This window comes from Hymenobacter fastidiosus (assembly GCF_039539565.1).
In the GTDB taxonomy this organism is placed as follows: domain Bacteria; phylum Bacteroidota; class Bacteroidia; order Cytophagales; family Hymenobacteraceae; genus Hymenobacter; species Hymenobacter fastidiosus.
Map to the genome: position 1 here is coordinate 31,509 of NZ_BAABDJ010000003.1, position 25,372 is coordinate 56,880.

Annotated in this window: 18 protein-coding genes and 2 pseudogenes; 13 read left to right on the top strand and 7 right to left on the bottom strand. The window is 61.5% G+C overall.

Translation table 11 applies throughout. The features are described 5' to 3' along the window. The first annotated feature begins 35 nt into the window (after positions 1 to 35). Together ABD833_RS03060 and ABD833_RS03065 are read left to right on the top strand one after the other, a co-directional pair. Entirely contained in the window at positions 36 to 497 is a 462-nt protein-coding gene (locus ABD833_RS03060) for a DUF2147 domain-containing protein (protein WP_345070904.1), read from the top strand. A gap of 92 nt (positions 498 to 589) precedes the next feature. Continuing rightward, positions 590 to 1,666, top strand: coding sequence for a DUF6268 family outer membrane beta-barrel protein (locus ABD833_RS03065; protein ID WP_345070906.1), 1,077 nt, complete (start codon positions 590 to 592; stop codon positions 1,664 to 1,666). 445 nt (positions 1,667 to 2,111) lie between these two features. Here the strand turns inward: ABD833_RS03065 and ABD833_RS03070 are convergent, their stop codons facing one another. The 3 genes and pseudogenes from ABD833_RS03070 to ABD833_RS19290 all read right to left on the bottom strand — a co-directional run. Next, a complete protein-coding gene (locus ABD833_RS03070) occupies positions 2,112 to 2,483 on the bottom strand; it encodes an IS1 family transposase (protein WP_345070908.1) in 372 nt (123 codons plus the stop codon). 70 nt (positions 2,484 to 2,553) lie between these two features. Further along, on the bottom strand, positions 2,554 to 2,700 hold the full coding sequence (locus tag ABD833_RS03075) for a hypothetical protein (RefSeq protein WP_345070910.1): 147 nt from the start codon (positions 2,698 to 2,700) through the stop codon (positions 2,554 to 2,556). A gap of 48 nt (positions 2,701 to 2,748) precedes the next feature. After that, positions 2,749 to 2,808: pseudogene (locus ABD833_RS19290) on the bottom strand (hypothetical protein); the annotation flags it as partial. On the opposite strand from ABD833_RS19290, the gene ABD833_RS03080 reads away from it, so the two are divergent. From ABD833_RS03080 to ABD833_RS03130, 11 genes and pseudogenes are all read left to right on the top strand, one after another. Beyond that, complete coding sequence (locus ABD833_RS03080; protein ID WP_345070911.1) at positions 2,789 to 3,130, top strand: hypothetical protein; 342 nt, start codon at positions 2,789 to 2,791, stop codon at positions 3,128 to 3,130. The pseudogene ABD833_RS19290 and the gene ABD833_RS03080 sit on opposite strands and share 20 nt — an antisense overlap. Before the next feature lie 163 nt (positions 3,131 to 3,293). Beyond that, positions 3,294 to 3,827 (top strand): GNAT family N-acetyltransferase, encoded by a 534-nt coding sequence (locus tag ABD833_RS03085; protein WP_345070912.1) that lies wholly within the window; start codon positions 3,294 to 3,296, stop codon positions 3,825 to 3,827. 179 nt (positions 3,828 to 4,006) lie between these two features. Next, positions 4,007 to 4,414, top strand: a pseudogene (locus ABD833_RS03090) (transposase); the annotation flags it as partial. A 699-nt stretch (positions 4,415 to 5,113) separates the two neighbouring features. After that, positions 5,114 to 6,115, top strand: coding sequence for an aspartate carbamoyltransferase catalytic subunit (locus ABD833_RS03095; protein ID WP_345070913.1), 1,002 nt, complete (start codon positions 5,114 to 5,116; stop codon positions 6,113 to 6,115). Between the two features lie 154 nt (positions 6,116 to 6,269). Next, positions 6,270 to 7,547, top strand: a complete 1,278-nt coding sequence (locus ABD833_RS03100; protein WP_345070914.1) for a dihydroorotase — start codon at positions 6,270 to 6,272, stop codon at positions 7,545 to 7,547. Between the two features lie 140 nt (positions 7,548 to 7,687). Beyond that, on the top strand, positions 7,688 to 8,215 hold the full coding sequence (gene purE / locus ABD833_RS03105; protein WP_345070915.1) for a 5-(carboxyamino)imidazole ribonucleotide mutase: 528 nt from the start codon (positions 7,688 to 7,690) through the stop codon (positions 8,213 to 8,215). A 23-nt stretch (positions 8,216 to 8,238) separates the two neighbouring features. Beyond that, positions 8,239 to 9,462, top strand: a complete 1,224-nt coding sequence (locus ABD833_RS03110) for a 5-(carboxyamino)imidazole ribonucleotide synthase (protein WP_345070916.1) — start codon at positions 8,239 to 8,241, stop codon at positions 9,460 to 9,462. A gap of 184 nt (positions 9,463 to 9,646) precedes the next feature. Further along, positions 9,647 to 10,738 carry a glutamine-hydrolyzing carbamoyl-phosphate synthase small subunit gene (gene carA / locus ABD833_RS03115; RefSeq protein WP_345070917.1) on the top strand — a complete coding sequence of 364 codons (1,092 nt, stop codon included), beginning with the start codon at positions 9,647 to 9,649 and terminating at the stop codon, positions 10,736 to 10,738. 19 nt (positions 10,739 to 10,757) lie between these two features. Beyond that, positions 10,758 to 11,468, top strand: a complete 711-nt coding sequence (locus ABD833_RS03120; RefSeq protein WP_345070918.1) for a hypothetical protein — start codon at positions 10,758 to 10,760, stop codon at positions 11,466 to 11,468. Between the two features lie 71 nt (positions 11,469 to 11,539). After that, a complete protein-coding gene (carB, locus tag ABD833_RS03125; RefSeq protein ID WP_345070919.1) occupies positions 11,540 to 14,770 on the top strand; it encodes a carbamoyl-phosphate synthase (glutamine-hydrolyzing) large subunit in 3,231 nt (1,076 codons plus the stop codon). 413 nt (positions 14,771 to 15,183) lie between these two features. Then, a complete protein-coding gene (locus ABD833_RS03130) occupies positions 15,184 to 16,101 on the top strand; it encodes a hypothetical protein (RefSeq protein ID WP_345070920.1) in 918 nt (305 codons plus the stop codon). Between the two features lie 286 nt (positions 16,102 to 16,387). On the opposite strand, the gene ABD833_RS03135 is transcribed toward ABD833_RS03130, so the two are convergent. The 4 genes from ABD833_RS03135 to gltB form a co-directional block, all read right to left on the bottom strand. Continuing rightward, a complete protein-coding gene (locus tag ABD833_RS03135) occupies positions 16,388 to 16,744 on the bottom strand; it encodes a hypothetical protein (RefSeq protein ID WP_345070921.1) in 357 nt (118 codons plus the stop codon). 131 nt (positions 16,745 to 16,875) lie between these two features. Then, a complete protein-coding gene (lpdA, locus tag ABD833_RS03140; RefSeq protein ID WP_345070923.1) occupies positions 16,876 to 18,282 on the bottom strand; it encodes a dihydrolipoyl dehydrogenase in 1,407 nt (468 codons plus the stop codon). 666 nt (positions 18,283 to 18,948) lie between these two features. Continuing rightward, positions 18,949 to 20,424: a glutamate synthase subunit beta gene (locus tag ABD833_RS03145; protein WP_345070924.1), complete on the bottom strand. Its 1,476-nt coding sequence runs from the start codon at positions 20,422 to 20,424 to the stop codon at positions 18,949 to 18,951. A 267-nt stretch (positions 20,425 to 20,691) separates the two neighbouring features. Then, positions 20,692 to 25,221 carry a glutamate synthase large subunit gene (gene gltB, locus ABD833_RS03150; protein WP_345070925.1) on the bottom strand — a complete coding sequence of 1,510 codons (4,530 nt, stop codon included), beginning with the start codon at positions 25,219 to 25,221 and terminating at the stop codon, positions 20,692 to 20,694. Positions 25,222 to 25,372 lie beyond the last annotated feature (151 nt).

The window sequence follows — 25,372 nt, forward strand, 5'->3', positions numbered from 1 at the left end:
CTCAACTCACTTCCCACTCTTTTCCGCTTTCCCCCATGCTCAAACGTCTTCTCAGCTTCCTGCTGTTGGTTGGCTTACTGCTGACCGTCGCCACCACTATCCAGGCCGCGCCCAACCCCGATGCCGTCATCGGCGTCTGGAAAAACGGTGAAGGCACCGGCATGGTCCAGATCTACAAGAGGGGCGACAAATACTACGGCCGCATCGTGTGGCTGAAGGTGGCCAACAACCCCGACGGCACGCCCCGCACCGACGTCAACAACCCCGACGAAACCAAGCGCAAAAACAAGTTGAAAGGCCTGGAGAACATGCGCGAGTTCACCCAGATCGAGGAAAGCAAGTGGGAGAACGGCAAAATCTACGACCCCAAAAACGGCAGCGACTACAGCTGCGAGATGACCCTGACTGACCCCAACACGCTGGAGGTGCGCGGCTTCATCGGCGTGTCGCTCTTCGGCCGCACCGACGTGTGGAAGCGGCAGATTGCGAAAAAGTAGTTGGCTGCCCGTTTCTGGCTGGCGCCGCCCCGCCCCCGACCGGTGGCGGGACGGCGCCAGCTTATTTTCCGCTTGTTCTCCCTAATTCCCGCATGAATAACCCTGCTTTTTTGCTGGCGGCCTGCCTGCTGGCCGGCGCGCCGGCCGTGGCGCAAGTCACCGACACCGCCCGCACCGCGACGCCGGCCGCGCCGGAAGAAAACTTCGACCAGTTTGGCGATGCCACGGCGGGCGGCACCAACTACGCCACCCAGAAAGTGCTGTACCTGTCGCCCACCAAGCTGATTTCGGTGGGCTACGAAGCCCAGCTGCCCTACACGGTGAACGCCACGGGCCAGCACACGCGCATCGCCACCGGCGAGCCCTCGGCGGCCGAAACCAGGATTAACTCGGCCCGCGGCATGCGCCTGGCGTTCAATGCGCCGGTGATTTCGCGCAACAGCGTTATTGTGAACCTCGGCCTGACCTACTGGAACACCGGCCTGGACGTGGCTAACCCCGAACGCTCGCTGTTTTTCCGGCAGCTGCAGGACGGCCTGCGCACCACCGGCCTGAACGCCACCGTGTTCAAGCCGTTCGACATCAAGCATTTTGCCCTGGTGCAACTGAACGCTGACGCCAGCGGCAACTACCGCAAGCCCGGCGACATCAGCGCCAAGCACCTGACCTACAGCGCCACGGCCATCTACGGCTGGAAGCCCAACGACAACCTGCAATGGGGCCTGGGTCTGACCCGGACCTACCGCGCCGGACAGCTGCTCTACATTCCGGTGGTACTTTACAACCGCACGTTTTCGCCCCAGTGGGGCTGTGAGGTGGTGTTTCCGGCCCGCGCCGAGCTGCGCCGCAACTTCGGCACCAAGGCCCTGCTGAAATTCGGCTACGAGCTGGAAGGTAACGCCTACTACCTCGGCGACGCCGGCCTGGGCGACGTATACCTGCGCCGCGGCGAGCTGAAACCCCGCATCACCTACGAGCGCCAGCTGGCGGGCTTCGTGTGGGTGTCGGCCCAGGCCGGGTTGCGCTATAACTACCGCAACGATGCTTTCCGCAACCAAGACCCCACCGGCGAGCGGGAAAGCCTGCTCGGCTCCGAGCCCTCGCTCTACCAGAACGAGCTGACGAACCCGCTGTATTTCAACCTCAGCCTGAACCTGGTTAGCCCGTAAGGCCCGCCAGGTGGCGCTGCGCCCCCCAATGCTAAAGAGGCTGAAGCTCCGCGAGCTTCAGCCTCTTTTCGTTTCACTGGGTCAGCGCAAAATGAATGCGCACCGCCGCCGCGGTGGTTTCGAAGAAAGAGGTAGGGGTACGATGCATCCCGGTAGCGGCCCCGCAGGTGGGTGGCCACGGGGCTGGTAAAGTAACCGCCGGGTCAATGGGCAGAGTATCCTATTTGATTTATTGGCGGTGGTCTAATGTAAGATGATACTGCGATTATGGTTGTCGATGATAATGAGGCTGTTTAGGGTTTCGAGAAAGCTGTCATCCTGAGCGGAGCGAAGGACCTTATCACGTCCGTACCACTTGGAATTAGGCCAAAATGAGCCGTCGTGAGAAGGTCCTTCGCAAGCGGACGCCAGATGAAGGATGACAAACGACGAAAAAACCGAAACCCTAAACAGGTTCAATTTTAATTCGGGCGGTGGGCATTTTCAGGCATTTGCTGAACGAACAACTCTTCCGCACCAGCACGCCCCCGCGTTGGCGCAACGAGCAGTTGATGGCCTCGACGATACTGGTCCGGCCATCGCCTTTGGGGCAGGGCCGGTGCTGGGAGCGGGGCAGCACCTTGGCGTAGGCTTTCCATTCGTCGGTAAAGTACCAGCAGTGGCGGTGGTAGCGCCGGGGCAGCGCGTGCCAGCCGCGGCGCGCCGCGGCCTCTGGCACGCGCTGCCCCGGCGTCCGGGCCACGATGCGCCGGCTGGCCCGCTCGACAGCCAGCCACAGCCAGACTTTGTGCTTTTTGCGCCCTACAAACGTCCCCATTTCATCGAGCTCGAGCCCTTCCCAGCGTTTTTTCTGCGCTTTTTTCGGCCGCAGGCGCGGCAGCAGCGGGCTACTGACCTGGGCTTTTCTTGATCCGTTTGGCGACGCTCACACGCGACACGCCCGTCACGCGCGCGATGCTGCGCTGCGAGTGGCGTTCGACCAGCAGCTGGTCTACCTGCGCGTACTGCGCGGCCTTGGCCACGGCGGCGGGCACGAACCGCGCCTGGTGGCGGCAGGCTTTGCACGGATAGCGGGCGTGACCTTGGCTATGCCCGTTACGCCGAATTTGGTCGCTGCCGCATTTGGCGCAAAAGTGTTGTATAAACCATGAATCCTCCTACGGATTTCATCTTGAATTAGACCACCGCCGCTTGGTGCGCCGGCAGGCGACCACCCGCTCGCTGGTCCCCAAGCCCGCCCGGAGCGGGCGGGCCCGCTACCTCGACGCCGACGCGCAGGCCTGGCTGGTGGCCTACGTCGGCCAGCACGCGGATGCGACGCTGGCCGAGTTGGGCGCCGCCTGGCAGGCCCAGGGCGGGCGGCCCGTGGGCCAGACCTGTATCTGGCAGGTGCTGGACGCGCACCGGCTGCGGCGAAAAAAAAAGCCTGCACGCCGCGGAACGCGACCTGAAGCGGGTCGGTGAGGTACGTCAGCAACACGTCGAACACGTCTGTACCCGCCCGGATGTGGCCCGGTTTCACTTCCGGCCTTGGTTAAAAGTTTGGTCCAAAAGTCGCATTTGGGTTAGCCGCCTGCTTACTTTTAGCCCTGCCAACTCCACGGCAAGAAAACGACAGAATAGGACGATGGTGAAGCTAGTTCCTCTACAACAAGAACACGTTGCGCCCTTTTACCACTGGCTCTGCGACCCCGAGGTCATTGAGTATTCACTCTCGGCGTTTCAAGTGATGAAGACCCCGCAGCAGATTGACCATTGGTTTGCGGCCACCTTACAGCAGGAAAACAGCCTGAACCTGGGTATCTGTTTAGAAGAGACAAATGCGTTGATTGGCTATGCAGGCCTCTCGGGTATTTCCACAACCAACCATTCGGGCGAGTACTTCATTTTCATCGGAGAGAAAGCTTTTTGGGGGAAGGGCGTGGGCACGGCGGTGACGAAGCAAATCGTCGACATCGGCTTTGCCAGCCGCCAGCTCAATCGGATTATGCTCACGGTCTCAGAATCGAACACGGGCGGCTTAAAAGCTTATGCAAAAGCGGGCTTCATCGTGGAAGGGCGGCTACGACAGGCCTGTTGTCGACAGGGCGTATTCCACGACAAAATTGTGATGTCCGTGTTAAAAGCAGAATGGCAGCAGCAAGGCACAGAAGTTTGGTAGCACAGACGAGGTGTTAGCAGGCTAATGTCTTCTGCATAAGTGCGTTATTCACCGACAGATGGAAAGCTAGTCCAAATGCGACATTTGGACCACACTTTTAACCAAGGCCCCTTCCTGGACGAAACGGGCTTGCGCCTGGACTACGCCCGCACCCATGCCCGGGCTGTTGGCGGGGCCGGTCACTCACCTTGATCGGGGCGCTTTCCGGGCGCGGGCGCGGGGCCGGGCAACTGCTGGACCGGGCGCTGACCCAGCGCAGCTTTGCCTTCTACGTGGCCCACTGCCTGGCCCCGACGCTGCGCCGCGGGGATGTACTGGTGCTCGCCAACCTGCCCGTGCATCACCTGACCGGCTTACGCCAGTGGCTGGCCAAGCGCGGCGTGGAAGTCGTGTTTCTGCCGCCCTACTCGCCCGACTTCTCCCCCATTGAGCAGGCCTGGAGCAAGCTCAAAAACAAGCTGCGCACCGGGGCCGCCCGGTCCTATGACGCCCTGAAAAACGCCTTGCACGAGGCCATCGACTGGATTACCAGCCAGGACGCCAAAAATTGGTTTGACCACTGCGGCTACCACACCCAAGTCGCCTGATAACTGGACGAACCGTTCACGAATCCGCTATAAATGGGCTGCTTGCCGCCGGAGAGTGGTGGCCCGCCAACTAAGGCTGCGCAATAAAGAGCTAAAGTTAAGGTGGGTTGTACTTGCAAAGCAATTGGTTACGCGAGCCATAATTTTTTTTGGTGGCGAAAAGAATGACAAAAAGTGCGTCGTTTAGCCCGTTAGGCCGAAAATAAAATTTGAGCAAAGCGGTGCGAAAAAAAATTAACATTGCCGATGAATTGCCGGGCGTAACAATGCCGTAGCTTTGCGTCGTGCTTCAACCAAAAAACCCGTTGATGAAGCGCGGGAACCTGCTCGGCAGGGACCCGCGAGAGGACCGGAAGGTCTTCGCCACCGTCGGTTTTCCCGATTTTGCCGCTGGCATTTCCGCTGTTTTTTCTGGGTGTTGCCCCGCCACCGTTTCGGATTCCGAAACGGTTTTTTTATGTCCATTGAGTTCGTCGGCTGCCGCCCCGCAGCCAATTCATACTTCACAACCCAAACCCGATGGACACCAGCCACCTCGCCCGCAACCATGGCGGCTGCCACCAAAGCATGGGGGTTGTTAAACAAACAGGTCAAAACCTCCGACTTGTAGGCCAACTGGTCTGAACGATTGCAAATAAGGTGCAAACGCGGTGTGTGAGCATCTAAAACACGCACGCTACTATTTTCCCCAACTCCGGTATGGCACGTAAAGACCTGCTCGACATCGCATCCCTTCACCGGGAGGAAATCGAGCTCCTGCTCGACCAATCCACGTCCTTTAAAGAACAGTTCACCACTCGCTCGGTGAACAAAGTCCCCGCCCTCGAGGGTAAGTCCGTGCTCATGCTTTTCTACGAGGACAGCACCCGGACGCACTCCTCCTTCGAGGTCGCCGCCAAACGCCTCTCCGCCGATGTGACGAATTTCGACATCGCCCACTCCTCCATCACCAAGGGCGAGTCGGTCCGTGAGACGGTCGAGACGCTCCAGGCCATGCGCACCGACTACATCGTCGTCCGCCATGGTCGGGCCGGCCTGCCCGGCCTGATTGCCCGCCAAACGACGGCGGCGGTCATCAACGCCGGCGACGGGGCGCACGAGCACCCCACCCAGGCCCTGCTGGACGCCTTCACCATCAAGGAAAAATTTCCCGACCCCACGGGCAAAAAAGTCCTCATCGTCGGGGATATTCTCCACTCCCGCGTCGCGCGCTCCACCAGCACCCTGCTGCAAAAGCTGGGCGTCGAGGTCGCCTACCTCGGCCCGGGGTCGCTGGTACCCAAGCACGGCCCGGCAACTATCCGCCGCTTCACCGACTATCAAGCGGCCCTGGCCTGGTCGCCCGATGTCGTGTACCTGCTCCGCGTGCAGATGGAGCGCCAGGACGTGCAGTTTTTCCCCAGCCTCCGCGAATACCACCGGCTCTACGGCATCACCAACGACCGGCTGGCAGAAATCCGCCAACGCGGCCTCTACATCATGCACCCCGGCCCCGTGAACCGGGGGGTTGAACTCTGTGACGCCGTCATGGACTATGAGCGCAGCCTTATCACCAACCAGGTCGAAAACGGTATCGTCATTCGAATGGCCGTGCTCGACTGGCTCACGCCGGGTGGGGAAGCTCCGAGGGCAGAACCGACTTTCGGCCGGTCTTCTGAACGTCATGCTGAGCTTGTCGAAGCATCTCTACCGCGTAACTAATCCTTTCGATTGAGTTTACTACTGCGGTAGAGATGCTTCGACAAGCGGACGCCAGATGAGCATGACCGTTCAATGGACTTTATAAACAGCTTTTGCATCTCCAATAGCCAGGACCTCCCAACACGCCTTGCCAGTTTACAGAAATCATTCCTCCATGCTCCTCCTTCAAAACGCCCGCATTGCCTCCGAAAATTCACCCGTGCTTCTCGAGGGCGATGTCCTGATTGTCGAAGGAAAAATTCAGGACATCGGGAACAACCTGGCCATTCCCGAGGGCGCCCGCGTCATCGACGCGCGTGGCCGGATTCTGATGCCGGCCATGTTTGATGCCCACGTCCATTTCCGCGCCCCCGGATTTGAGGCCAAGGAAACCATTACTACGGGTAGCGAAGCGGCCATCAACGGCGGCATTACTGGCGTGGTCATGATGCCCAACACCCGCCCGGCCATCGACTCGGCGATGGTGGTGGCTACCGTGCTGGACAATGCCAAACACCGGTCCCGCATTCCGATTTACACCTCCGGCTGCGTCACCAAGGACCGCCAGGGCAAGGAACTGGCGGAAATCGACGGGATGCGCGAACTCGGGGTGAAAATGCTAACCGACGATGGCGATACCACGGCCGACCCGGCGGTACTGCTGCGGGCGATGCAGTACGCCACCGAGTTCGGGATGTTTTTCGCCAGCCACTGCGAGGTGCCGGAACTGGCCGGGCCGCGCGCGCTGAACGAAGGGGTGATGAGTTACCGACTCGGCATCAAGGGCTCGCCGGCTTGCGCGGAGGAAATCATCATCGACCGCGACATCCGCCTGGCCCACGCGGCGGGCGCGCACGTTCACATCCAGCACGTTTCCAGCAAGATGGGGATGGAGACCATCCGCTGGTGGAAATCCCGCGGCGATGTGAAGGTCACGGCGGAAGTTTCCCCGCACCATCTGTTATTCACCGAAGAGCACATCGGGGACTACGACACGAACTATAAAATGAACCCGCCGCTGCGGACGCAGGCGGATTGTGATGCGCTACTCGAAGGGCTCATCGAAGGTGTATTCGACCTTATTGCCACGGACCATGCGCCGCACACGCCGTTTGAAAAAGCGCAGGATTTCATCAGCGCGCCCAATGGCATCACCGGCCTGGATACGGCGCTGGTGTCGCTCTATCACTACTTCGTCAGGCCCGGAAAATTCGGGTGGGACGTGGTGGTGAAACGCTATTCGGCGGAGCCCCGCCGCCTGATGGGCCTGCCGGTAGCCGCCATCGAAGTCGGTCAGAAAGCCGAGTGCCTCTTGTTCGATACCGAAGCGGAAACAACCTTCACGCGGGAGTTCATGAAATCCAAATCCCACAACACGCCCTTCCTCGACCAGACGTTGAAAGGCCGGGTGGACCTGGTGATTTTAGGCACGGAAATCCTGCTGGAGCGCTGATAAACAAAACGTCATGCTGAGCGAAGGCGCAGCCGTAGTCGAAGCATCTCTACCGCTTCGTCCATACGGCCGCAAACGTGAGGTAGAGATGCTTCGACTACAGCTGCGCCTTCGCTCAGCATGACAACCAAATAACTCCGATGAACACTATTTCTACATCAGAAACCCCCAGCGCCGCCCCGGGCCAGCCACTGGTTGGCGTGGTCATGGGCTCCAGCAGCGACTGGGACACCATGCAGCATGCCGTGCAGATGCTCACGCACTTTGGCGTGGCCCATGAAGCGCGCGTGGTGTCGGCCCACCGCATGCCCGACGACTTGTTTGCCTACGCCGAACAAGCCGGCCCGCGCGGCTTGCAGGCCATCATCGCCGGCGCGGGTGGGGCCGCCCACCTGCCGGGCATGATGGCCGCCAAAACCACGCTACCCGTGCTTGGGGTGCCGGTGGCCAGTCGCCATTTGCAGGGGGTGGACTCGCTGCACAGCATCGTGCAAATGCCCAAAGGGGTGCCCGTGGCCACGTTTGCCATTGGCAATGCCGGGGCGGCTAATGCCGCGCTGTTCGCGGTCAGCATGCTGGCCCTGCACGACGCGGACCTGGCTACCAGGCTGCTGGCGTTTCGCGCCGAACAAACCGAAGCCGCCCGCGCTATGACGCTGCCGCTATGAGCGCCGGTATTCCCGTTGCCGCGATGACCCCGGTTTTCCCGGGCAGTGAGGACGCCGCGGGCCAGCCGGCCACCCTGGGGGTGATGGGGGGCGGCCAGCTGGGCCGGATGTTTGTGCACGCCGCCCAGCGCCTGGGTTACTTCACCGCCGTGCTGGACCCGGACGCGCAAAGCCCGGCCGGGCGGGTGAGTCACCACCACATCCAGACCGACTACCACGACCCGGCCGGGCTGGCGCAGCTGGCCCACCTGTGCCAGGCCATCACCACCGAGTTTGAAAACGTGCCCGCCCAGGCCCTGCAAGCGCTGGCGCGGACCCGACCCGTGGCGCCGGGCGCGGCCGTGGTGGGCATTGCCCAAGACCGCATCGCGGAAAAAGCCCACTTCGCGGCCTGCGCTGACGGGTCGGGGGTGAGCTGCGGGCCCTATGCGGTGATTGAAACGCTGGCCCAGCTACAGGTCGTGCAGGCCGACCGGGCTGATTTGCTGCCCGGCATCCTGAAAACCGCGCGCCTGGGCTACGACGGCAAGGGCCAGGTCCGCGTCAGGACCGCCGTTGAGCTGGCTGCCGCCTGGGCGGAGTTGGGCGGTGCCGCCTGCGTGCTGGAAAAGCTGCTGCCGCTAACTGCCGAGTGCTCGGTGCTGGTGGCGCGCGGCTGGGACGGGCGGGTCGTCAGCTTCGCGCCGCAGCGCAACGTGCACGTCGAGGGCATTTTGGCCGTGACCCACGCTTACGAAGGAAATATGCCGCCCGCCCTGGCAACCAGGGCCCGCGACGCCACTGTTTCCATCGCGCAGCATCTCGGCTATATCGGGGTGCTGTGCGTCGAGTTTTTCGTGGTGGACGACGGCAGCGAGCACGGCGGCCTGGTGGTAAACGAGATGGCCCCGCGCCCGCACAACAGCGGCCACTACACCCTGGACGCCTGCGACGTGTCGCAGTTTGACCTGCAGGTCCACGCTATGGCGGGCTTGCCCTTGCCGCCGCCGCGCCAGCATTCCCCGGCCATCATGCTCAACCTGCTGGGCGATGGGTGGTTTGACGTCAGCGGTCAACCGCGGGAGCCGGACTGGCCCGCCGTGCTGAGCCTGCCGGGCACGCACCTGCACCTGTACGGTAAGTCGCCCGCGCGCCCAGGCCGCAAGATGGGCCACCTGACCATCACCGGCCCGGACGTCGCCAGTGTCAAAACCGTGGCGCGGCGGGCCGCTGGTCTGCTCGGCTTGCCGGGGCTGGACTTTATATAGGAAGCTGTTTGCGTGAGCAAAAATTCACATTGAACGGTCATGCTGAGCTTGTCGAAGCATCTCTACCGCTTCGTTGAATTACTACTGCAACGAAGCGGTAGAGATGCTTCGACAAGCTCAGCATGACGTTCTACCTGCTTCCTAAACAGGTTTCATTCATCATTTCTAGGTGTGCCACCAAAACATGACCCAACCAGTAACCTTAACCCTCGAAGACGGTACCGCCATCTCGGGCGAATCCTTCGGCGCCTTCACCTCCGCCGCCGGTGAGGTCGTGTTCAGCACGGCCATGACGGGCTACCCCGAAAACCTCACCGACCCGTCCTTCGCCGGCCAGATTCTGGTGCTCACCACCCCCATGGTGGGCAACTACGGCGTGCCCGGCGAAGCGCTGTACGAGTCGATTTCCCGGATCTTCGAGTCCGATAAAATCCACATTGCCGGGCTGGTGGTGAACTACTACTCCGGGGAGCACAGCCACTGGAACGCCGCCAAAAGCCTCGGCGACTGGCTGAAGGAGTACAACATCCCCGGCATCTGCGGCGTCGATACCCGCATGCTCACCAAGAAGCTGCGCGAGAACGGCGCGATGCTGGGCAAAATCGTGGCCGAAACCGACGTGCCCTTCTACGACCCCAACCTCGACAACCTGGTGGCGCAGGTGAGCCCGGCCGGCATCCAGCACTACGGCAGCGGCCAGCACAAAATCGTGCTCGTGGACTGCGGCACCAAAACCAATATCATCCGCTGCTTCCTGACCCGCGACGTGGAGCTGATTCGCGTGCCCTGGGACTACGATTTCACGACCCTCGACTACGACGGCCTGTTCCTAAGCAACGGCCCCGGCGACCCCAAAATGTGCGAAGCCACCATCCGGCACCTGCAAAAAGCCCTGGCCCAGGACAAGCCCATTTTCGGCATCTGCCTGGGCAGCCAGCTCATGGGCCTGGCGGCGGGCGGCGACACCTTTAAGCTGAAATACGGCCACCGCAGCCACAACCAGCCCGTGAAGCTCACCGGCACCCAGCGCTGCTACATCACCAGCCAGAACCACGGCTTCGCGGTGGATACCGAAACGCTCCCCGCCGAGTGGCAGATGCTGTTCGAGAACCTGAACGACGGCACCTGCGAAGGCATCAAGCACACGTCCAAGCCGTTTTTCTCCACTCAGTTCCACCCCGAAGCCGCTGGCGGGCCGGAGGACACCGAGTTTCTGTTTGATGATTTTTTGAAAGCGGTGGTGGCGTATAAAGCGGGACAAGCTCATTCTGCATAATATTCATTTTGGCACTTTTATGAAATCTGCTAAATCACTTTCAATTTGTTTGTTGGGCGTTCTAGCAGGCAGTTGCGGCAACGATAGAGCTGCAAAGTCCGCAGCCTCAGTATCGGATTCAACATTCGTAAAAAATCCCGTTGCTAGTGTGACAAAGCAACCAGATGCTTGTAGTGAGCGGATAAAAGCTTTTTTGAATTGGTATCTAATTCAAACTGATTACGAGCACCCTGGTACCGATATAAAGTCCGTTTCGTTTAAATTCCCTGTTTCGGCAAATACAGATTCAGCTTTCCTAGCAAAGCTCGGCCCTGATGATAGGAGTCCGACGAAGTACATTCAGATAAACGAGCCAAGTATCGACCGATACATTGAGTCGCTTAAGAAGTCAGGTTATTTCTCCGTCAGCTACTTGCAAGAGAAAAAAGCATCGCTGGAGCGGCGTGGTAAGGCATTAAATGCCGCGCATATGGAAGATGGTGAAGCAGAAGGCTTTGAAGCTGACGAAATTTTCTGGATGATGGAGCTTTATGATAAAGCAAATATTTCAAATTTAAAACCACATAGTTCTCCGCTAAAAAACAATGGTGTGGTGTATGAATTGCCACCAACAGCTAATAATGATAATGTTGGCTACTTGCTTTACACTAAGGGTGAAAATGGACGCTGCGTTATAGATAGCATTGCTCATTTGCGAGACGGTAAACCAGAAACCTTGGGTAACCGCTAATTTTTTGCTTTTTATCTGAGTTCGGCAAGAGATTATTTTAAATAATTAATGCTCTGCTCTCTTTTTTTAGAATGAACAAACCCAACAAAGTACTCATCCTCGGTTCCGGCGCGCTGAAAATTGGCGAGGCCGGGGAGTTCGATTATTCCGGCTCGCAGGCCCTCAAGGCGCTGAAGGAGGAAGGCATCCGCACCATCCTCATCAACCCCAACATTGCCACGGTGCAGACCTCCGACGGCATGGCCGACGACGTGTACTTCCTGCCCGTGACGCCCTACTTCGTGGAGGAAGTCATCAAAAAAGAGCGGCCCGATGGCATTCTGGTGGCCTTTGGCGGCCAGACGGCCCTGAACTGCGCCGTGGCCCTGTACCGGGCCGGCGTGTTCGAGCAGTACGGCGTGCGCGTGCTGGGCACGCCCGTGCAGAGCATCATCGACACCGAGGACCGGGAGATTTTCAAGGTCAAGCTCGAGCAGATTGGCGTGCTCTCAGCCCGCAGCGTGGCCTGCACCACGATGGCCGCCGCCCTGGCCGCCGGCGAAACCATCGGCTTCCCCATCATCGTGCGGGCCGCCTTCGCGCTGGGCGGACTGGGCAGCGGCTTCGCCAATAATATGGACGAATTGCAGGCTCTGGCCCGGCAGGCTTTCACGACTTCGGACCAGATTCTGGTGGAAGAATCGCTGAAGGGCTGGAAGGAAGTGGAGTACGAAGTGGTGCGCGACGAGTTCGATAACTGCATCACGGTCTGCAACATGGAGAACTTCGACCCCATCGGCATCCACACCGGCGAGAGCATTGTGGTGGCCCCGTCGCAGACCTTGAGCAACCGCGAGTACCACAAGCTGCGCACCATCGGCATCAAAACCATCCGGCACCTGGGCATCATCGGCGAGTGCAACATTCAGTACGCCCTCGACCCGCATTCCGAAGATTACCGCGTGATTGAGGTGAATGCCCGCCTCTCGCGCTCGTCGGCGCTGGCCTCGAAGGCGACGGGCTACCCGCTGGCCTTCGTGGCCGCTAAGCTGAGCCTGGGCTACTCGCTGGCCGAGCTGAAAAACAGCGTCACGCAGACCACCTCGGCCTTTTTCGAGCCCGCCCTCGACTACGTGGTGGTGAAGCTGCCGCGCTGGGACCTGGGCAAATTCTCGGGCGTGAACCGCCAGATTGGCTCGGCCATGAAGAGCGTGGGCGAGGTGATGGCCATCGGAAAAACGTTCGAGGAAGCCATTCAGAAGGGCCTGCGGATGCTCGATACCGGCAAGCGCGGTTTCGTAGCCAACCGGCCCGAAAACATCGAAAAAGACACGATTGATAAGCTCCTGAGCGAGCCGAACGAGGAACGCATCTTCGCCATCAACAACGCCTTCGAGGCCGGCTACTCGCTGGAACAGGTGCACCAGCTCACGCGCATCGACCACTGGTTTTTGCAGCGCCTGTTCAATATTTTTGAGCTGGGCCAGCAGCTGGCCGCCGGCCGCGCCGCCGGCCTCGATTCGCTGGAAACCAAGCTGTTGCGCGAGGTCAAGAAAGCTGGTTTCTCGGACCAGCAGATTGCCGTGCAGCTGCTGGGCGAATCTGATGTGAAGGCCGACGAGCTGCTGGTGCGTGCCCGTCGCAAGGCCCTGGGCGTGCTGCCCGTGGTGAAGCAGATTGACACGCTGGCCGCCGAATTCCCGGCCAAAACCAACTACCTCTACACCACCTACCACGGCACCGAAAACGACCTGGCCCGCGAAACCGCGAAGTCCATCGTGGTGCTGGGCTCGGGCGTGTACCGCATCGGCTCGTCGGTCGAGTTCGACTGGTGCGGCGTACAGGCCGTGCAAACGGCCGCCGAGGAGGGCTACAAAACCATCCTCATCAACTACAACCCCGAAACCGTTTCGACCGACTACGACGTGAGCGACCGGCTCTACTTCGAGGAGCTGAGCTTCGAGCGGGTGATGGATATTCTGGATTTCGAGCAGCCCGGCGGCGTGATCCTGAGCACCGGCGGCCAGATTCCCAACAACTTAGCCATGCGCCTCGAAGAAGCCCACGCGCCCATTCTGGGCACCACGGCGGCGCACATCGACGAGGCCGAAAACCGCCACAAGTTCAGCCGCATCATGGACGAGCTGGGCATTGCCCAGCCGCGCTGGAAGGAGCTGACCTCGCTGGAGGCCATGCACGGGTTCGTGCGGGAAGTGGGCTACCCGGTGCTCATCCGGCCGAGCTACGTGCTGTCGGGCGCGGCCATGAACGTGGTGTCCAACGCCTTCGAGCTGGAAGAATTCCTGAAAGCCGCCAGGGAAGTGAGCGCCGAATACCCGGTGGTGGTATCCGAATTCATGCAGGAAGCCAAGGAAATTGAGCTGGACGCGGTGGCCGACAAGGGCGAAATCGTGAGCTACGCCATTTCCGAGCACGTCGAGTTTGCCGGCGTGCACTCCGGCGACGCCACCATGTACTACCCGCCCCAGCGGGTGTACGTGGGCACCATCCGCAAGCTCAAAATCATTGCCGAGAAGGTGGCCCGCCGCTACGAAATCAGCGGCCCGTTCAACATTCAGTTTCTGGAAAAAAACGGGGCCATCAGCGTGATTGAGTGCAACCTGCGGGCCTCGCGCAGCTACCCCTTCGTATCGAAAATCTCGGGCAACAACCTCATCAAAAAGGCTACCCAGGTGCTACTGGGCAAGGAAGTAAAGCGCGACGAAAGCGAGCGAATCTACGACCTGCCCTTCGTGGGCGTGAAGGCCCCGCAGTTCTCCTTCACCCGCCTGCCCGGCGCCGACCCGGTGCTGCGCGTCGACATGGTGAGCACCGGCGAAGTAGGCTGCCTGGGCGACACCGCCGAGGAGGCCCTGCTGAAATCGATGCTGAGCGTGGGCTACAAAATCCCCGAGAAAACGGTGCTCATTTCCGGCGGCCCCATCCTATCGAAAGTGGCGCTGCTCTCCGCCACCGGGCTGCTGGTGAAGCGCGGCTACCAGATTTACGCCACCCAGGGCACCCACCGCTTCTTCGCCGAAAATAGCATCCCCAGCAGCCTCCTCTTCTGGCCCGACGACCTGCAGGAGCCCAACGTGCTGACGTACCTGAAGGAGAAGAAAATCGATTTAGTAATTAATATCCCCAAAAACCTGTCAAAAGGCGAGCTGGATAACGACTACAAAATCCGCCGCACCGCCGTGGATTCCGGCGTGCCCTTGCTGACGAATGCGCGGCTGGCAAAGGCGTTTATTAAGGCGTTTTGCACGCTGGAGATGAAGGATTTGAAGATTAAGAGCTGGAACGAGTATAAGGCGATGTAAGTGACGAATTAAGGCCGTCGCATTAGAAGCGCCTTAGATACGAAACCGGTATGTCCGTTGACAGTTACTTTGCAGTAAACACTGTTTGGAACTTTGGAACTCCGGATGGGGTGTAATTCAAAACTTCGCTTGGGGCTGCTATCTTTGAAGGAGACCATTGCCCCCCTTGTGATGATGACCAAAGCGGACTACCTAGCCCTGGCTGAAACGCGTTTCGAAGCGCTCTGCGCCTTAGAGCGCCACGCCGACTTCTACACGTTTGAGAAAGAATTTGACCAGGTCTAGACCGGATTGGGCCGGCAGGTGCTGGAGCAGACGGTCGGGCCGGTGCCGGCTGACAAGCGAAAAAAAACGGTATCCGCAGCCGCTACGGCAAGATTGAAGTAGCCGTTAGCCACGCCTTCAGCCGGCCCGTGCTCGGCAGCCGCACCAGCCCCTACCTGCAGGAGAAGTTGGCCCTGCTCAGCACGTTGACCGTTTTTGGCCAGGTGCCCGAGTTGGTCGAGCAGTTGCTGGGCCGGCGCGTCAACCAGAGCCAGGCGTACCGGCAGTGCCAGCGCATCGCCGATGCGCTCGACGAGCAGCACCTGAGTACGCCCTCCCCCGCGCTGGCGGCCCAGCAAGCGCAGGCCCCGGGCCTGGTTTATGGGATGGTGGACGGCAGTATGCTCTTCACCGACCAGGGGTGGCAGGAAACTAAACTCGGCCGCGTGTTCGCCGACGGACCCGCCGACGGACCCGCCGGGCCACATGCTTCTGAATACGTGGCCCATCGAGGCCATTATAGCGGTTTTACGCCCCACTTTGAGCGGCTGTTGCCGCCCGACAGCCCGGTGCGAAAGGTCTTTATCACGGACGGGGCTGCCTGGATTGGTCAGTGGCTCTCTACCAGTTACCCTGACGCCACCCACATCCTCGACTACTACCACGTGGTCGAGAAACTGGCCGCCGTGGCCCGCCAACTGCCGCAAGGCAACACTTGGCTGGCCCGGCAACAGCAGCACCTGCTTTGCGACGAGAGCGAACGGGTCGAAGCCCACGTGGCCGGGCTGCGGCAGCTACCCGCGGCGGACCGGCAGTGCCTGGGGAGCTACCTGCGGGCCAATCACTACCGCATGTGCTATGGCTCCTATCAGGCCGACGGCCTGCTCATCGGCAGCGGCCCGATTGAGGCCGCCCACCGAAGTGTGCTGCAAGTACGCATGAAACGCTCCGGCCAGCGCTGGGCCAACCACGGCTGCGACCATCTGCTACGGCTACGCGTAGCCTACAAAAGCCGCAAGTTCGACCTCGTCACCCAACTACTCAAAAGCAGCCAAGCGAAGATTTGAATTGCACCCGGTGGAGTATGCTTGGTCTTTCTATTTCTAGAAAAATATTTTGCGACAAAGTTGACCAGACTCGCAGAATAAGAAATGACGTTATGCATTTCGACCCTGACGGTATACCGACAGAGGACTTGAAAGCACTACATGATTTTTCAATATTTTTACAACGCCTGCATAGTTTCAACCTGCTTTAACAAATGTAAAAGAGGCTGAAGCTCCCGTAGCTTCAGCCTCTTTCGTTTCTGCCGCAGGGCGGGATTACCTATCAATTCCCAATTGCTTCAAGCAACTACCTGCGCATCGCATCAGCTTGCGTATTCAGCGTTTGCAGGTCGGGAATGGGGAGCGGGTGCGTGGGGTCGGGCTCTAGCACATCATCGTGATAGGCTTTCAACTGGTGCGCAAAGGTTGTTTGCGCGGTATTCAGGGTGAAAGAAGTAGCCGCCAGTAAAACCGTCACGTCATCGGTGGCGGGCGGCATGGCGTTGGCGTGTTGCTGCACCCACAGGGCCTTGCTCAGCTTTTCAAGCGTCCAGTGGGCAAACACCAGTGCCGGCCGAAGGCTGGTTGCCACCAGCGTTTGCGCACCTTCCCAGTTGTGGGCGGAGGTATCTACCCAATGGCGAACGTGTTCTTCCTGTGTCATAGCCCCAAGCTACAAAAAAGCGGCGGTAGCTCCGAGAAGCTGCCGCCGCTTTTTGATTGGTTTTCAACGAAGCAGTAGAGATGCTTCGGTAAGCTCAGCATGACGTTCTTCTGTCGTCAGCTGCTGCCTTTCTACATATGAATCGCCCGGTTCTCCGTCGCGGCCAGACACGCTTCTTTCATGGCCTCGGCGTAGGTGGGGTGCGAGTGGCTCATGCGGGCCACGTCCTCGGCGGAGGCGCGGAACTCCATGGCGGTCACGGCTTCGGCGATGAGGTCGGCAATGCGCGGGCCAATCATGTGGACGCCCAGGATTTCGTCGGTCACTTTGTCGGCCAGCACTTTTACGAAGCCGTCGGTGTCGCCGCTGGCGCGGGCCCGGCCGCTGGCTTTGAAGGGAAAGCTGCCGATTTTGTAGGCCTTGCCCTGCTCCTTAAGCTGCTCTTCGGTGTAGCCCACACCCGCCACTTCGGGCCAGGTGTACACCACGCCGGGGATGAGCAGGTAGTTGATGTGCGGCTTCTGGCCCACGATGGTTTCGGCCACGAACACGCCTTCTTCTTCGGCCTTGTGGGCCAGCATGGCGCCGCGCACCACGTCGCCGATGGCGTAGATGCCAGGCACGTTGGTCTGCAGGTGCTCATCGACCCTGATGCGGCCGCGCTCTTCCATCTCGATGCCGGCGGCTTCGAGGTTGAGGCCGGCGGTGTAGGGCGAGCGGCCCACGGCCACCAGGCAGTAGTCGCCTTCGAATTTCACCTCCTCCCCTTTCGGATTGGTCGCGGTCACGGTCACGAGGTCGCCCTCGCGGGTGGCGCCGGTGACCTTGTGGCTCATGAAAAACTCGATGCCGATTTTACCCAGCACGCGCTTGAGCTCCTTGCCCAGGCCGCGGTCCATGGTCGGGATGAGGCTGTCGGTGAACTCGACGATGCTCACCCTGGTGCCCAGGCGGGCATAGACCGAGGCCAGCTCCAGGCCGATGACGCCGCCGCCCACCACCACCATGCGGCCGGGCACCTCGCGGATGTTCAGGGCCTCGGTGCTGGTGATGATGCGCTCCTTGTCCTGGGCGATGAACGGCAGCACCGTGGGCTTGGAGCCGGTGGCGATGATGACGTTCTTGGTTTCGATGGTCTGCGCCTCGCCGCCGGCCGTGGGCGCGATGCTGATGTGCGTTTTGTCCACGAACGAGCCGAGGCCTTGCAGCACGTCGATTTTGTTCTTCTTCATCAGGTAAACGATGCCGTCCACGTTGGCCTTCACCACGCCCGTTTTGCGGTCAATCATCTGGGGCATGTTCACCCGCAGGTTTTCCAGGTCGATGCCGTGCTCCCTGAACACCGAATGAGCGTTGTGGTAGTGCTCGGAGGAGTCGAGCAGGGCCTTGCTGGGAATGCAGCCCACGTTGAGGCAGGTGCCGCCGAGCGTGTCGTACTTCTCGATGAGAGCGGTTTTGAGGCCCAGCTGGGCGCAGCGGATAGCCGCCACATAGCCGCCCGGACCGGAGCCGATGACGGTAACGTCGTATTGATTCATAAGGGGGTGAATTCGGTGGAAATCAGCAGGGCAAAGGTAAGGCTCAGGAGCCCGGAACCCTTCGGGTAAAGCAGATTTCTGCCGGGAGGGTTGAAATGGCGGCAAACAGGTTAGCAGCACGTCATGCCGAGCTTGCCGAGGCATCTCGCGTGGCGTCGTTGCCAAACTAACGGGCATCCGGAGCTTGCGAAGGACCTTCCTCTTTATTGAACCTGTTTAGGGTTTCGGTTTTTTCGTCGTTTGTCATCCTCATCTGGCGTCCGCTTGCGAAGGACCTTATCACGACGGCTCATTTTGGCCTAATTCCAAGCGGTACGGACGTGATAAGGTCCTTCGCTCCGCTCAGGATGACAGCTTTTTCGAAACCCTAAACAGCCTCATTCTCTGCGAAGCTCATTCAATGCACAAAGCGCACTATTATAGCGGTTTTTCGAACGATGTATCTGGCCCGTAGAAATCACGTATTCGCGTCTCATCGCACGCGCCGCAGCCCCGCTTGTCGTTCAACGACGAGACGCGAATACGCGTTTCTACACCGTTCATGAAACCGCTCTATGGATCAATAAAGGGTTTTGGGCATTGAAAAGGGTTTACAGAGCACGAAGAGGAAGGTCCTTCGCAAGCTCAGGATGACAGACGTGATTGACAACTGGCGCCAGCAGCTACTCACGCCCGGGCAAACACGCCCACGGCATCCTTACTTGGCAGCGCCGTTTTGCCGGTCAGAAATACATCTACCTGGCGGGCCGCTTCGCGGCCTTCGGAAATGGCCCAGACCACCAGCGACTGGCCCCGGCGCATGTCGCCGGCCACAAAAACGTTGGGCCGGTTCGTGGAAAAAGACTTGTCGGAAGCCTGCACGTTGCCGCGCTCGTCCAGCCGCACGCCGAGCTGCTCCAGCAAGCCTTCGTAACGCGGGGAGGTGAAGCCCAGGGCCAGCAGCACCTGCCGGCAGGGGATTTCGCGCGCGGAGCCCTCAATTTCCTGGAAGCGCAGGCGGCGGCCCAGCACGTCGGTTTCCCAGCTCACGTCGGTGACCAGCAGGGCCCGCACGTGCCCCGTTTCGTCACTGAGGAAGGCTTTGGTGTTGATGCCCCAGTAGCGCTGGCAGCCTTCCTCGTGGGAGGTGGAGCTGCGGAAAATGTGGGGCTCGGCGGGCCAGGGCGTGTGCGCGGGCCGCTCGGCCCCGGGCTGGTGCATCAGGGCAAACTGGGTGACGGACCGGGCCTGCTGGCGGTTGGCCGTGCCCACGCAGTCGGAACCCGTGTCGCCGCTGCCGATAACCACGACCTGCTGCCCGGTGGCCAGAAGGGGCGCGCCGTCGATTTCCAGGCGGCTCACGCGGCGGTTGTGCTGGGTGAGGTAGTCCATGGCGAAGTGGATGCCGGCCAGCTCCCGGCCGGGCAGGCGCAGGTCGCGGGGCACGGAGGCGCCGCCGGCCAGCACTACCGCGTCGAAGTCGCGCAGCAGCTCGGCGGCGGGCAGGTCTTTCCCCACTTCAGTGTTGCAGCGGAACACGATGCCGTCGGCTTCAAGTAGCCGGATCCGGCGGTCTACCACCCACTTATCGAGCTTGAAATCGGGGATACCGTAGCGGAGCAGGCCCCCGGGCCGGTCGTCGCGCTCAAACACCGTGACGGAGTGCCCGGCCCGGGCCAGCTGGGCGGCGGCGGCTAACCCGGCCGGCCCCGAGCCCACCACGGCCACCGTGCGGCCCGACTTCAGCACCGGCGCCGTGGGCTGCACGTAGCCCCGGGCAAAGGCAATTTCGATGATGTGCTTCTCAATTTCCTCAATGGCCACCGGAGCGCTGTGAATGCTCAGCACGCAGGCCGCCTCGCAGGGCGCGGGGCAGATGCGGCCGGTGAACTCGGGGAAGTTGTTGGTGGCGCTCAGAATCCGGTAGGCCTCCTGCCAGTCCTGCTGGTGCACCGCGTTGTTGAACTCGGGGATGATGTTGCCCAGCGGACAGCCCGCGTGGCAGAACGGAATACCACAGTCCATGCACCGCGCCGCCTGCTGGGTAAGCTGGTCATCGGAATAGGTCCCAACGAACTCCTGGTTGTGGGCAATACGCTCCGGCGGCGCGGCCCTGGGCGGCAGCTGGCGGGAGAATTCCTTGAAACCGGTGGGGTTGGCCATGGTCGGTAATGGGTTGTCCTGAACGATTGTAGAGAAATCGCGACCCTTCGCGTCTCGGCATTGCTGATGTTGCTTGGTTGTCATGCTGAGCGAAGCCGGGTCCTCTCACGGGGCTGACGTTGGATTGGTATTGTCATGCTGAGCTTGTCGAAGCATCTCTATCGCTTCGTTGCAACCGCATCGGATTACCATTGCGGCAGAGATGCTTCGGCTCCGCTTTGCTGCGCCCAGCATGACGTTCTTTTTTCTCGTGTTTGCCGCTGCTTCCTACCCCACCGTGGCGTAGCGCGCCTTGTGCAGCACCTTCTTGTATTCAGATGGGAAGACTTTCACAAAATGCCCGGCTACCTCGCTCCAGCTTTCCAGCAGGTGGGCGGCCAGCCGGCTGCCGGTAAGCTGGACGTGCTTATGCAGCAGGACCCGGATTTCGGTTTCGTCGTCGGGCTCCAACGGCTCCAGCTCCACCATTTCGGGGTTGCAGTGGGCGGGGAAAGTACCGTCGGGGTCATAGATCCAGGCCAGGCCGCCGCTCATGCCGGCGGCGAAGTTGCGGCCGGTGCGGCCCAGAATCAGGGCGCGGCCGCCCGTCATGTACTCGCAGCCGTGGTCCCCCACGCCTTCCACCACGGCCGTGGCCCCGGAGTTGCGCACGGCAAACCGCTCGCCGGCCTGCCCGCGCACGAACAGCGCCCCGGAGGTAGCCCCGTACAGCGCCACATTGCCGATGATGATGTTGTTTTCGGGCAGGAACCGGGCTGCCGCGGAAGGGAAGATGGCCAGCTGCGCCCCGCTCAGGCCCTTGCCCACGTAGTCGTTGGCCTCGCCTTCCAGGGCAAACGACAAACCCCTGACGCTGAAGGCCCCGAAGCTCTGCCCCGCCGAGCCGCGGAAGCGGTAGTTGATCGTATTCTCGGGCAGGCCGGCGGCATGGTAGCGCTTGGCAATTTCGTTTGAGAGCAGCGTGCCGATGGTGCGGTCGGTATTGCGCACTTCAAACTCAGCAAAAACCGGAATCCGTTCCTCCAGGGCCGGGCGGGCGTGGTCGAGCAGCTGCCAGTCGAGGATGCCGGCCAGGCCGTGGTCCTGCTGCTCACTGTGGTAGAGCGTGCCGCCGGAGCTATTGACGGCGGGGTGCAGAATAGCGGACAGGTCGAGGTGGCGGGCTTTCCAGTGGGTGAGGTTGTCGCGCACCTTGAGGAACTCGGGGCGACCCACCATCTCATTTACCGTGCGGAAGCCTAGTCCGGCCATGATTTCGCGCAGCTCCTCGGCCAGGAAGCGGAACAGGTTGACGATGTGCTCAGGCTGCCCGCTGAAGAGTTTGCGCAGCTCGGGGTCCTGGGTGGCTACGCCCACGGGGCAGGTGTTGAGGTGGCACTTGCGCATCATCACGCAGCCCCCGGCCACCAGCGCGGCGGTGGCCACCCCCCATTCTTCGGCCCCCAGCAGGGCTGCCACGGCCAGGTCGCGCCCGGTTTTGAGCTGGCCGTCGGCCTGGAGCACCACGCGGCTGCGGAGCTGGTTGCGCACCAGCGTCTGGTGGGCTTCGGCCAGCCCCAGCTCCCAGGGCAGGCCGGCGTGGCGGATGGAGCTGATGGGCGAGGCCCCGGTGCCGCCGTCGTAGCCGGCAATCAGAATCACGTCGGCGTGGGCCTTGGCGACACCGGCGGCAATGGTGCCCACGCCGGCCTTGCTCACCAGCTTCACGCTGATGCGGGCGGCACGATTGGCGTTTTTCAGATCGAAGATCAGCTGGGCCAGGTCCTCGATGGAGTAGATGTCGTGGTGGGGCGGGGGCGAAATCAGCCCCACGCCGGGCGTGGCGTGGCGCACCCGGGCAATCCACTCGTCCACCTTATGGCCGGGCAGCTGGCCGCCCTCGCCGGGCTTGGCGCCCTGGGCCATCTTAATCTGCAGCTCGTCGGCGTTGGTGAGGTAGTGGGCCGTGACGCCGAAGCGGGCCGAGGCCACCTGCTTGATGGCCGAGCGCATGGAGTCGCCGTTGGGCAGCCGCTCGTAGCGCATGGGATCCTCGCCGCCTTCGCCGGTGTTGCTTTTGCCGCCGATGCGGTTCATGGCAATGGCCAGGGTACTGTGGGCCTCGTGCGAGATGGAGCCGAACGACATGGCCCCGGTGGCGAAGCGCTTCATAATGCCCTCGGCGGGCTCCACCTCGGCGAGGCGGATGGCGGCGCGGTGCTTCGCAAAGTCGAGCAGGCCGCGCAGGGTGAACATTCGCTCGGGCTGCTCATTCACCAGCCGGGCGTAGCGCTGGTAGGTGGCGTAGCTGCCGGTGCGGGTGGCGTGCTGGAGCAGGTGGACGGTTTCGGGGTTGAACATGTGGGCCTCGCCCCGGCGCCGCCACTGGTACACGCCGCCGTCGGGCAGCAGAAGCTGCTCCTCGGGTGAAGTGGTTTTGAAGCCCTGAAAATGCTTGTAGAGGGTTTCGCGGGCAATTTCATCGAGCCCCAGCCCGCCGATGCGGGTCACGGCCCCGGTGAAGTAGGCATCCACCACCTGCTGGTTGATACCCAGAATCTCAAACACCTGCGCGCCATGATACGACTGCAGCGTCGAAATGCCCATTTTGGAGAAGATCTTCAGCAGCCCGTCGCACACGGCTTTGAGGTAGTTGTGGGAAAGCTGCGGGTAGTCCAGACCCGGCCCGAACTGTCCGGCCTCGCGCATGGTACGCAGCGTGGACAGGGCCAGGTAGGGGTTGATGGCCGTGGCCCCGAAGGCCAGCAGGCAGGCGAAGTGGTGCACCTCCCACACGTCGCCGGCCTCCACCACCAGCCCCACCGAGCCGCGGTAGCCCAGCCGGATCAGGTGGTGGTGCACCGCCGACACGGCCAGCAGGGAAGGAATGGGCGCGTGGGCCGAGTCCAGGGCGCGGTCGGACAGAATCAGCACCTCGAAGCCGTCGTTTACCGCATCCTCGGCGTAGCGGCAGAGGCGTTCGAGGCCGTTTTGCAGGGAGCCGGGCTTCTCATCGGCCTTGAAGTAGGTCTGCAGCGTCTTGGCGTTGAACAGGCCCGTGTCGATGCTGCGCAGCTTTTCCAGCTCGTGGTTGCTCAGGGCCGGCTGGCGCAGCGCCACGCAGTGGCAGTGCATCTTGTCCTCGTCGAGGATGTTGCCGTTGTTGCCCAGAAAGGTGGCCAGGCTCATCACCAGCCGCTCCCGGATCGGGTCGATGGGCGGGTTGGTAACCTGGGCGAAGAACTGCTTGAAGTAGCTGCTCAGGTGCTGGGGCTGGTCACTGAGCACGGCCAGCGGCACGTCCACGCCCATCGACCCGATCGGCTCCTTGCCTTCCACGGCCATGGGGGTGAGGATGGTGTCGATGTCCTCGCGGGTGTAGCCGAATACCTGGTGGTACCTGAACACGGCATCGGCCTCCAGATCGGTGAACACCTGGCGGGGCTCGGGCAGCTCTTCCAGCCGGATCTGATACTCGTCGAGCCACTGGCCGTAGGGCTGTTGGGCGGCGGCCTGTGCCTTAAGCTCTTCATCACTGATCATGCGGCCGGCCACGGTATCGACCAGCAGCATCTTGCCCGGCTGCAGGCGGCCCTTCTGCCCGATGGTTTCGGGCGCGATGTTTAGGACGCCGGCCTCGGAGGCTACCAGCACCCGGCCGTCGTCGGTCACGGCGTAGCGCAGGGGGCGCAGGCCGTTGCGGTCCAGCATGGCGCCCAGCATGCGGCCATCGGTGAAGAGCAGGGCCGCGGGGCCGTCCCAGGGGGCCATAAAAGTAGCGTGAAACTCGTAGAAGGCCTTTTTGAGCGGGTCCATTGCGGTGTTGCCGTCCCAGGCTTCGGGCACCAGCATCATCATCACGTGGGCCAGGCTGCGGCCCGAGTGCAGCAGAATTTCCACGATGTTGTCCAGGCAGGCCGAGTCCGACTGGTTGGCGTCGATGACGGGCAGCACCAGCTCCATTTCCGCCGCCGAGAAATAAGGCGATACGTAGTTGCGCAGGCCGGCGTAAAACCAGTTCAGGTTGCCCCGCAGCGTGTTGATTTCGCCGTTGTGGGCCAGCAGCCGGAAGGGCTGGGCCAGCTTCCAGCTGGGGAAGGTGTTGGTGGAAAACCGTGAATGCACCATCCCGAAGGCCGACGTCACCCGCGGGTCCGACAGGTCGGGAAAGTAGCCCCGCACCTGGTAGGTAGTCAGCTGGCCTTTGTAGACGATGACCCGGCAGGACAGGGAAGCGCAGTAGAAGTCCCCACCACCCTGGGGGTTGGCTTCCAGCACGAGCTTAGTGATGGCGCGGCGCAGCACGTAGAGCTTGCGCTCAAAATCGTCGTCGGTGCTCAGGCCGGCGGGCCGGGCCACGAACACCTGCTCCATATCCGGCTCGGCAGCCAGGGCCGTGGGGCCGATACCCGCGGGGTTCACCGGCACCGGCCGGTAGCCCAGCACCGTCAGGTGCAGCTGCGCCGCCGCCTCGTTGATGAGCTGGCGGCAGGCTTCTTTGGGAGCCGTTGGCTTGGGCAGAAACACCATGCCCACTCCGTAGCCACCGGGCTCGGGCAGGCGAATGGCGCGGGCCGCGCATTCTTCGAGTAAAAACCAGTGCGGCAGCTGGAGCAGCAGACCCGCCCCGTCGCCGGAATCAGCGTCGCAGCCGCAGGCGCCGCGGTGCTCCATGTTTTCGAGCATGGTCAGCGCATCCCTCACGATCTGGTGCGAGCGGCGGCCGTTCAGGCAGGCAATAAACCCCGTGCCACAGGCGTCGTGCTCAAACTCGGGGCGGTAGAGCCCCGGCAGGTTTTCAGGCGGTATCGGCAGCATACAGGCGGAGTTAGGGTCGACCCGGGGCCGAACGGAACTAGTAAGATAGCGCATAGCCCCCGGCTTTCTGCCGACGCTACCGATATAATTATTCCACCCTCATCCAGCACCTCATCAGAACCGACCGCCGGTACCCGCCGGCAAAAACACG

Coding starts and splice junctions, on each gene's coding strand:
- ABD833_RS03060 (WP_345070904.1), top strand. CDS start 36: ATGCTCAAACGTCTTCTCAGCTTCCTGCTGTTGGTTGGCTTACTGCTG.
- ABD833_RS03065 (WP_345070906.1), top strand. CDS start 590: ATGAATAACCCTGCTTTTTTGCTGGCGGCCTGCCTGCTGGCCGGCGCG.
- ABD833_RS03070 (WP_345070908.1), bottom strand. CDS start 2,483: ATGGGGACGTTTGTAGGGCGCAAAAAGCACAAAGTCTGGCTGTGGCTG.
- ABD833_RS03085 (WP_345070912.1), top strand. CDS start 3,294: ATGGTGAAGCTAGTTCCTCTACAACAAGAACACGTTGCGCCCTTTTAC.
- ABD833_RS03095 (WP_345070913.1), top strand. CDS start 5,114: ATGGCACGTAAAGACCTGCTCGACATCGCATCCCTTCACCGGGAGGAA.
- ABD833_RS03100 (WP_345070914.1), top strand. CDS start 6,270: ATGCTCCTCCTTCAAAACGCCCGCATTGCCTCCGAAAATTCACCCGTG.
- purE (WP_345070915.1), top strand. CDS start 7,688: ATGAACACTATTTCTACATCAGAAACCCCCAGCGCCGCCCCGGGCCAG.
- ABD833_RS03110 (WP_345070916.1), top strand. CDS start 8,239: ATGACCCCGGTTTTCCCGGGCAGTGAGGACGCCGCGGGCCAGCCGGCC.
- carA (WP_345070917.1), top strand. CDS start 9,647: ATGACCCAACCAGTAACCTTAACCCTCGAAGACGGTACCGCCATCTCG.
- ABD833_RS03120 (WP_345070918.1), top strand. CDS start 10,758: ATGAAATCTGCTAAATCACTTTCAATTTGTTTGTTGGGCGTTCTAGCA.
- carB (WP_345070919.1), top strand. CDS start 11,540: ATGAACAAACCCAACAAAGTACTCATCCTCGGTTCCGGCGCGCTGAAA.
- ABD833_RS03135 (WP_345070921.1), bottom strand. CDS start 16,744: ATGACACAGGAAGAACACGTTCGCCATTGGGTAGATACCTCCGCCCAC.
- lpdA (WP_345070923.1), bottom strand. CDS start 18,282: ATGAATCAATACGACGTTACCGTCATCGGCTCCGGTCCGGGCGGCTAT.
- ABD833_RS03145 (WP_345070924.1), bottom strand. CDS start 20,424: ATGGCCAACCCCACCGGTTTCAAGGAATTCTCCCGCCAGCTGCCGCCC.
- gltB (WP_345070925.1), bottom strand. CDS start 25,221: ATGCTGCCGATACCGCCTGAAAACCTGCCGGGGCTCTACCGCCCCGAG.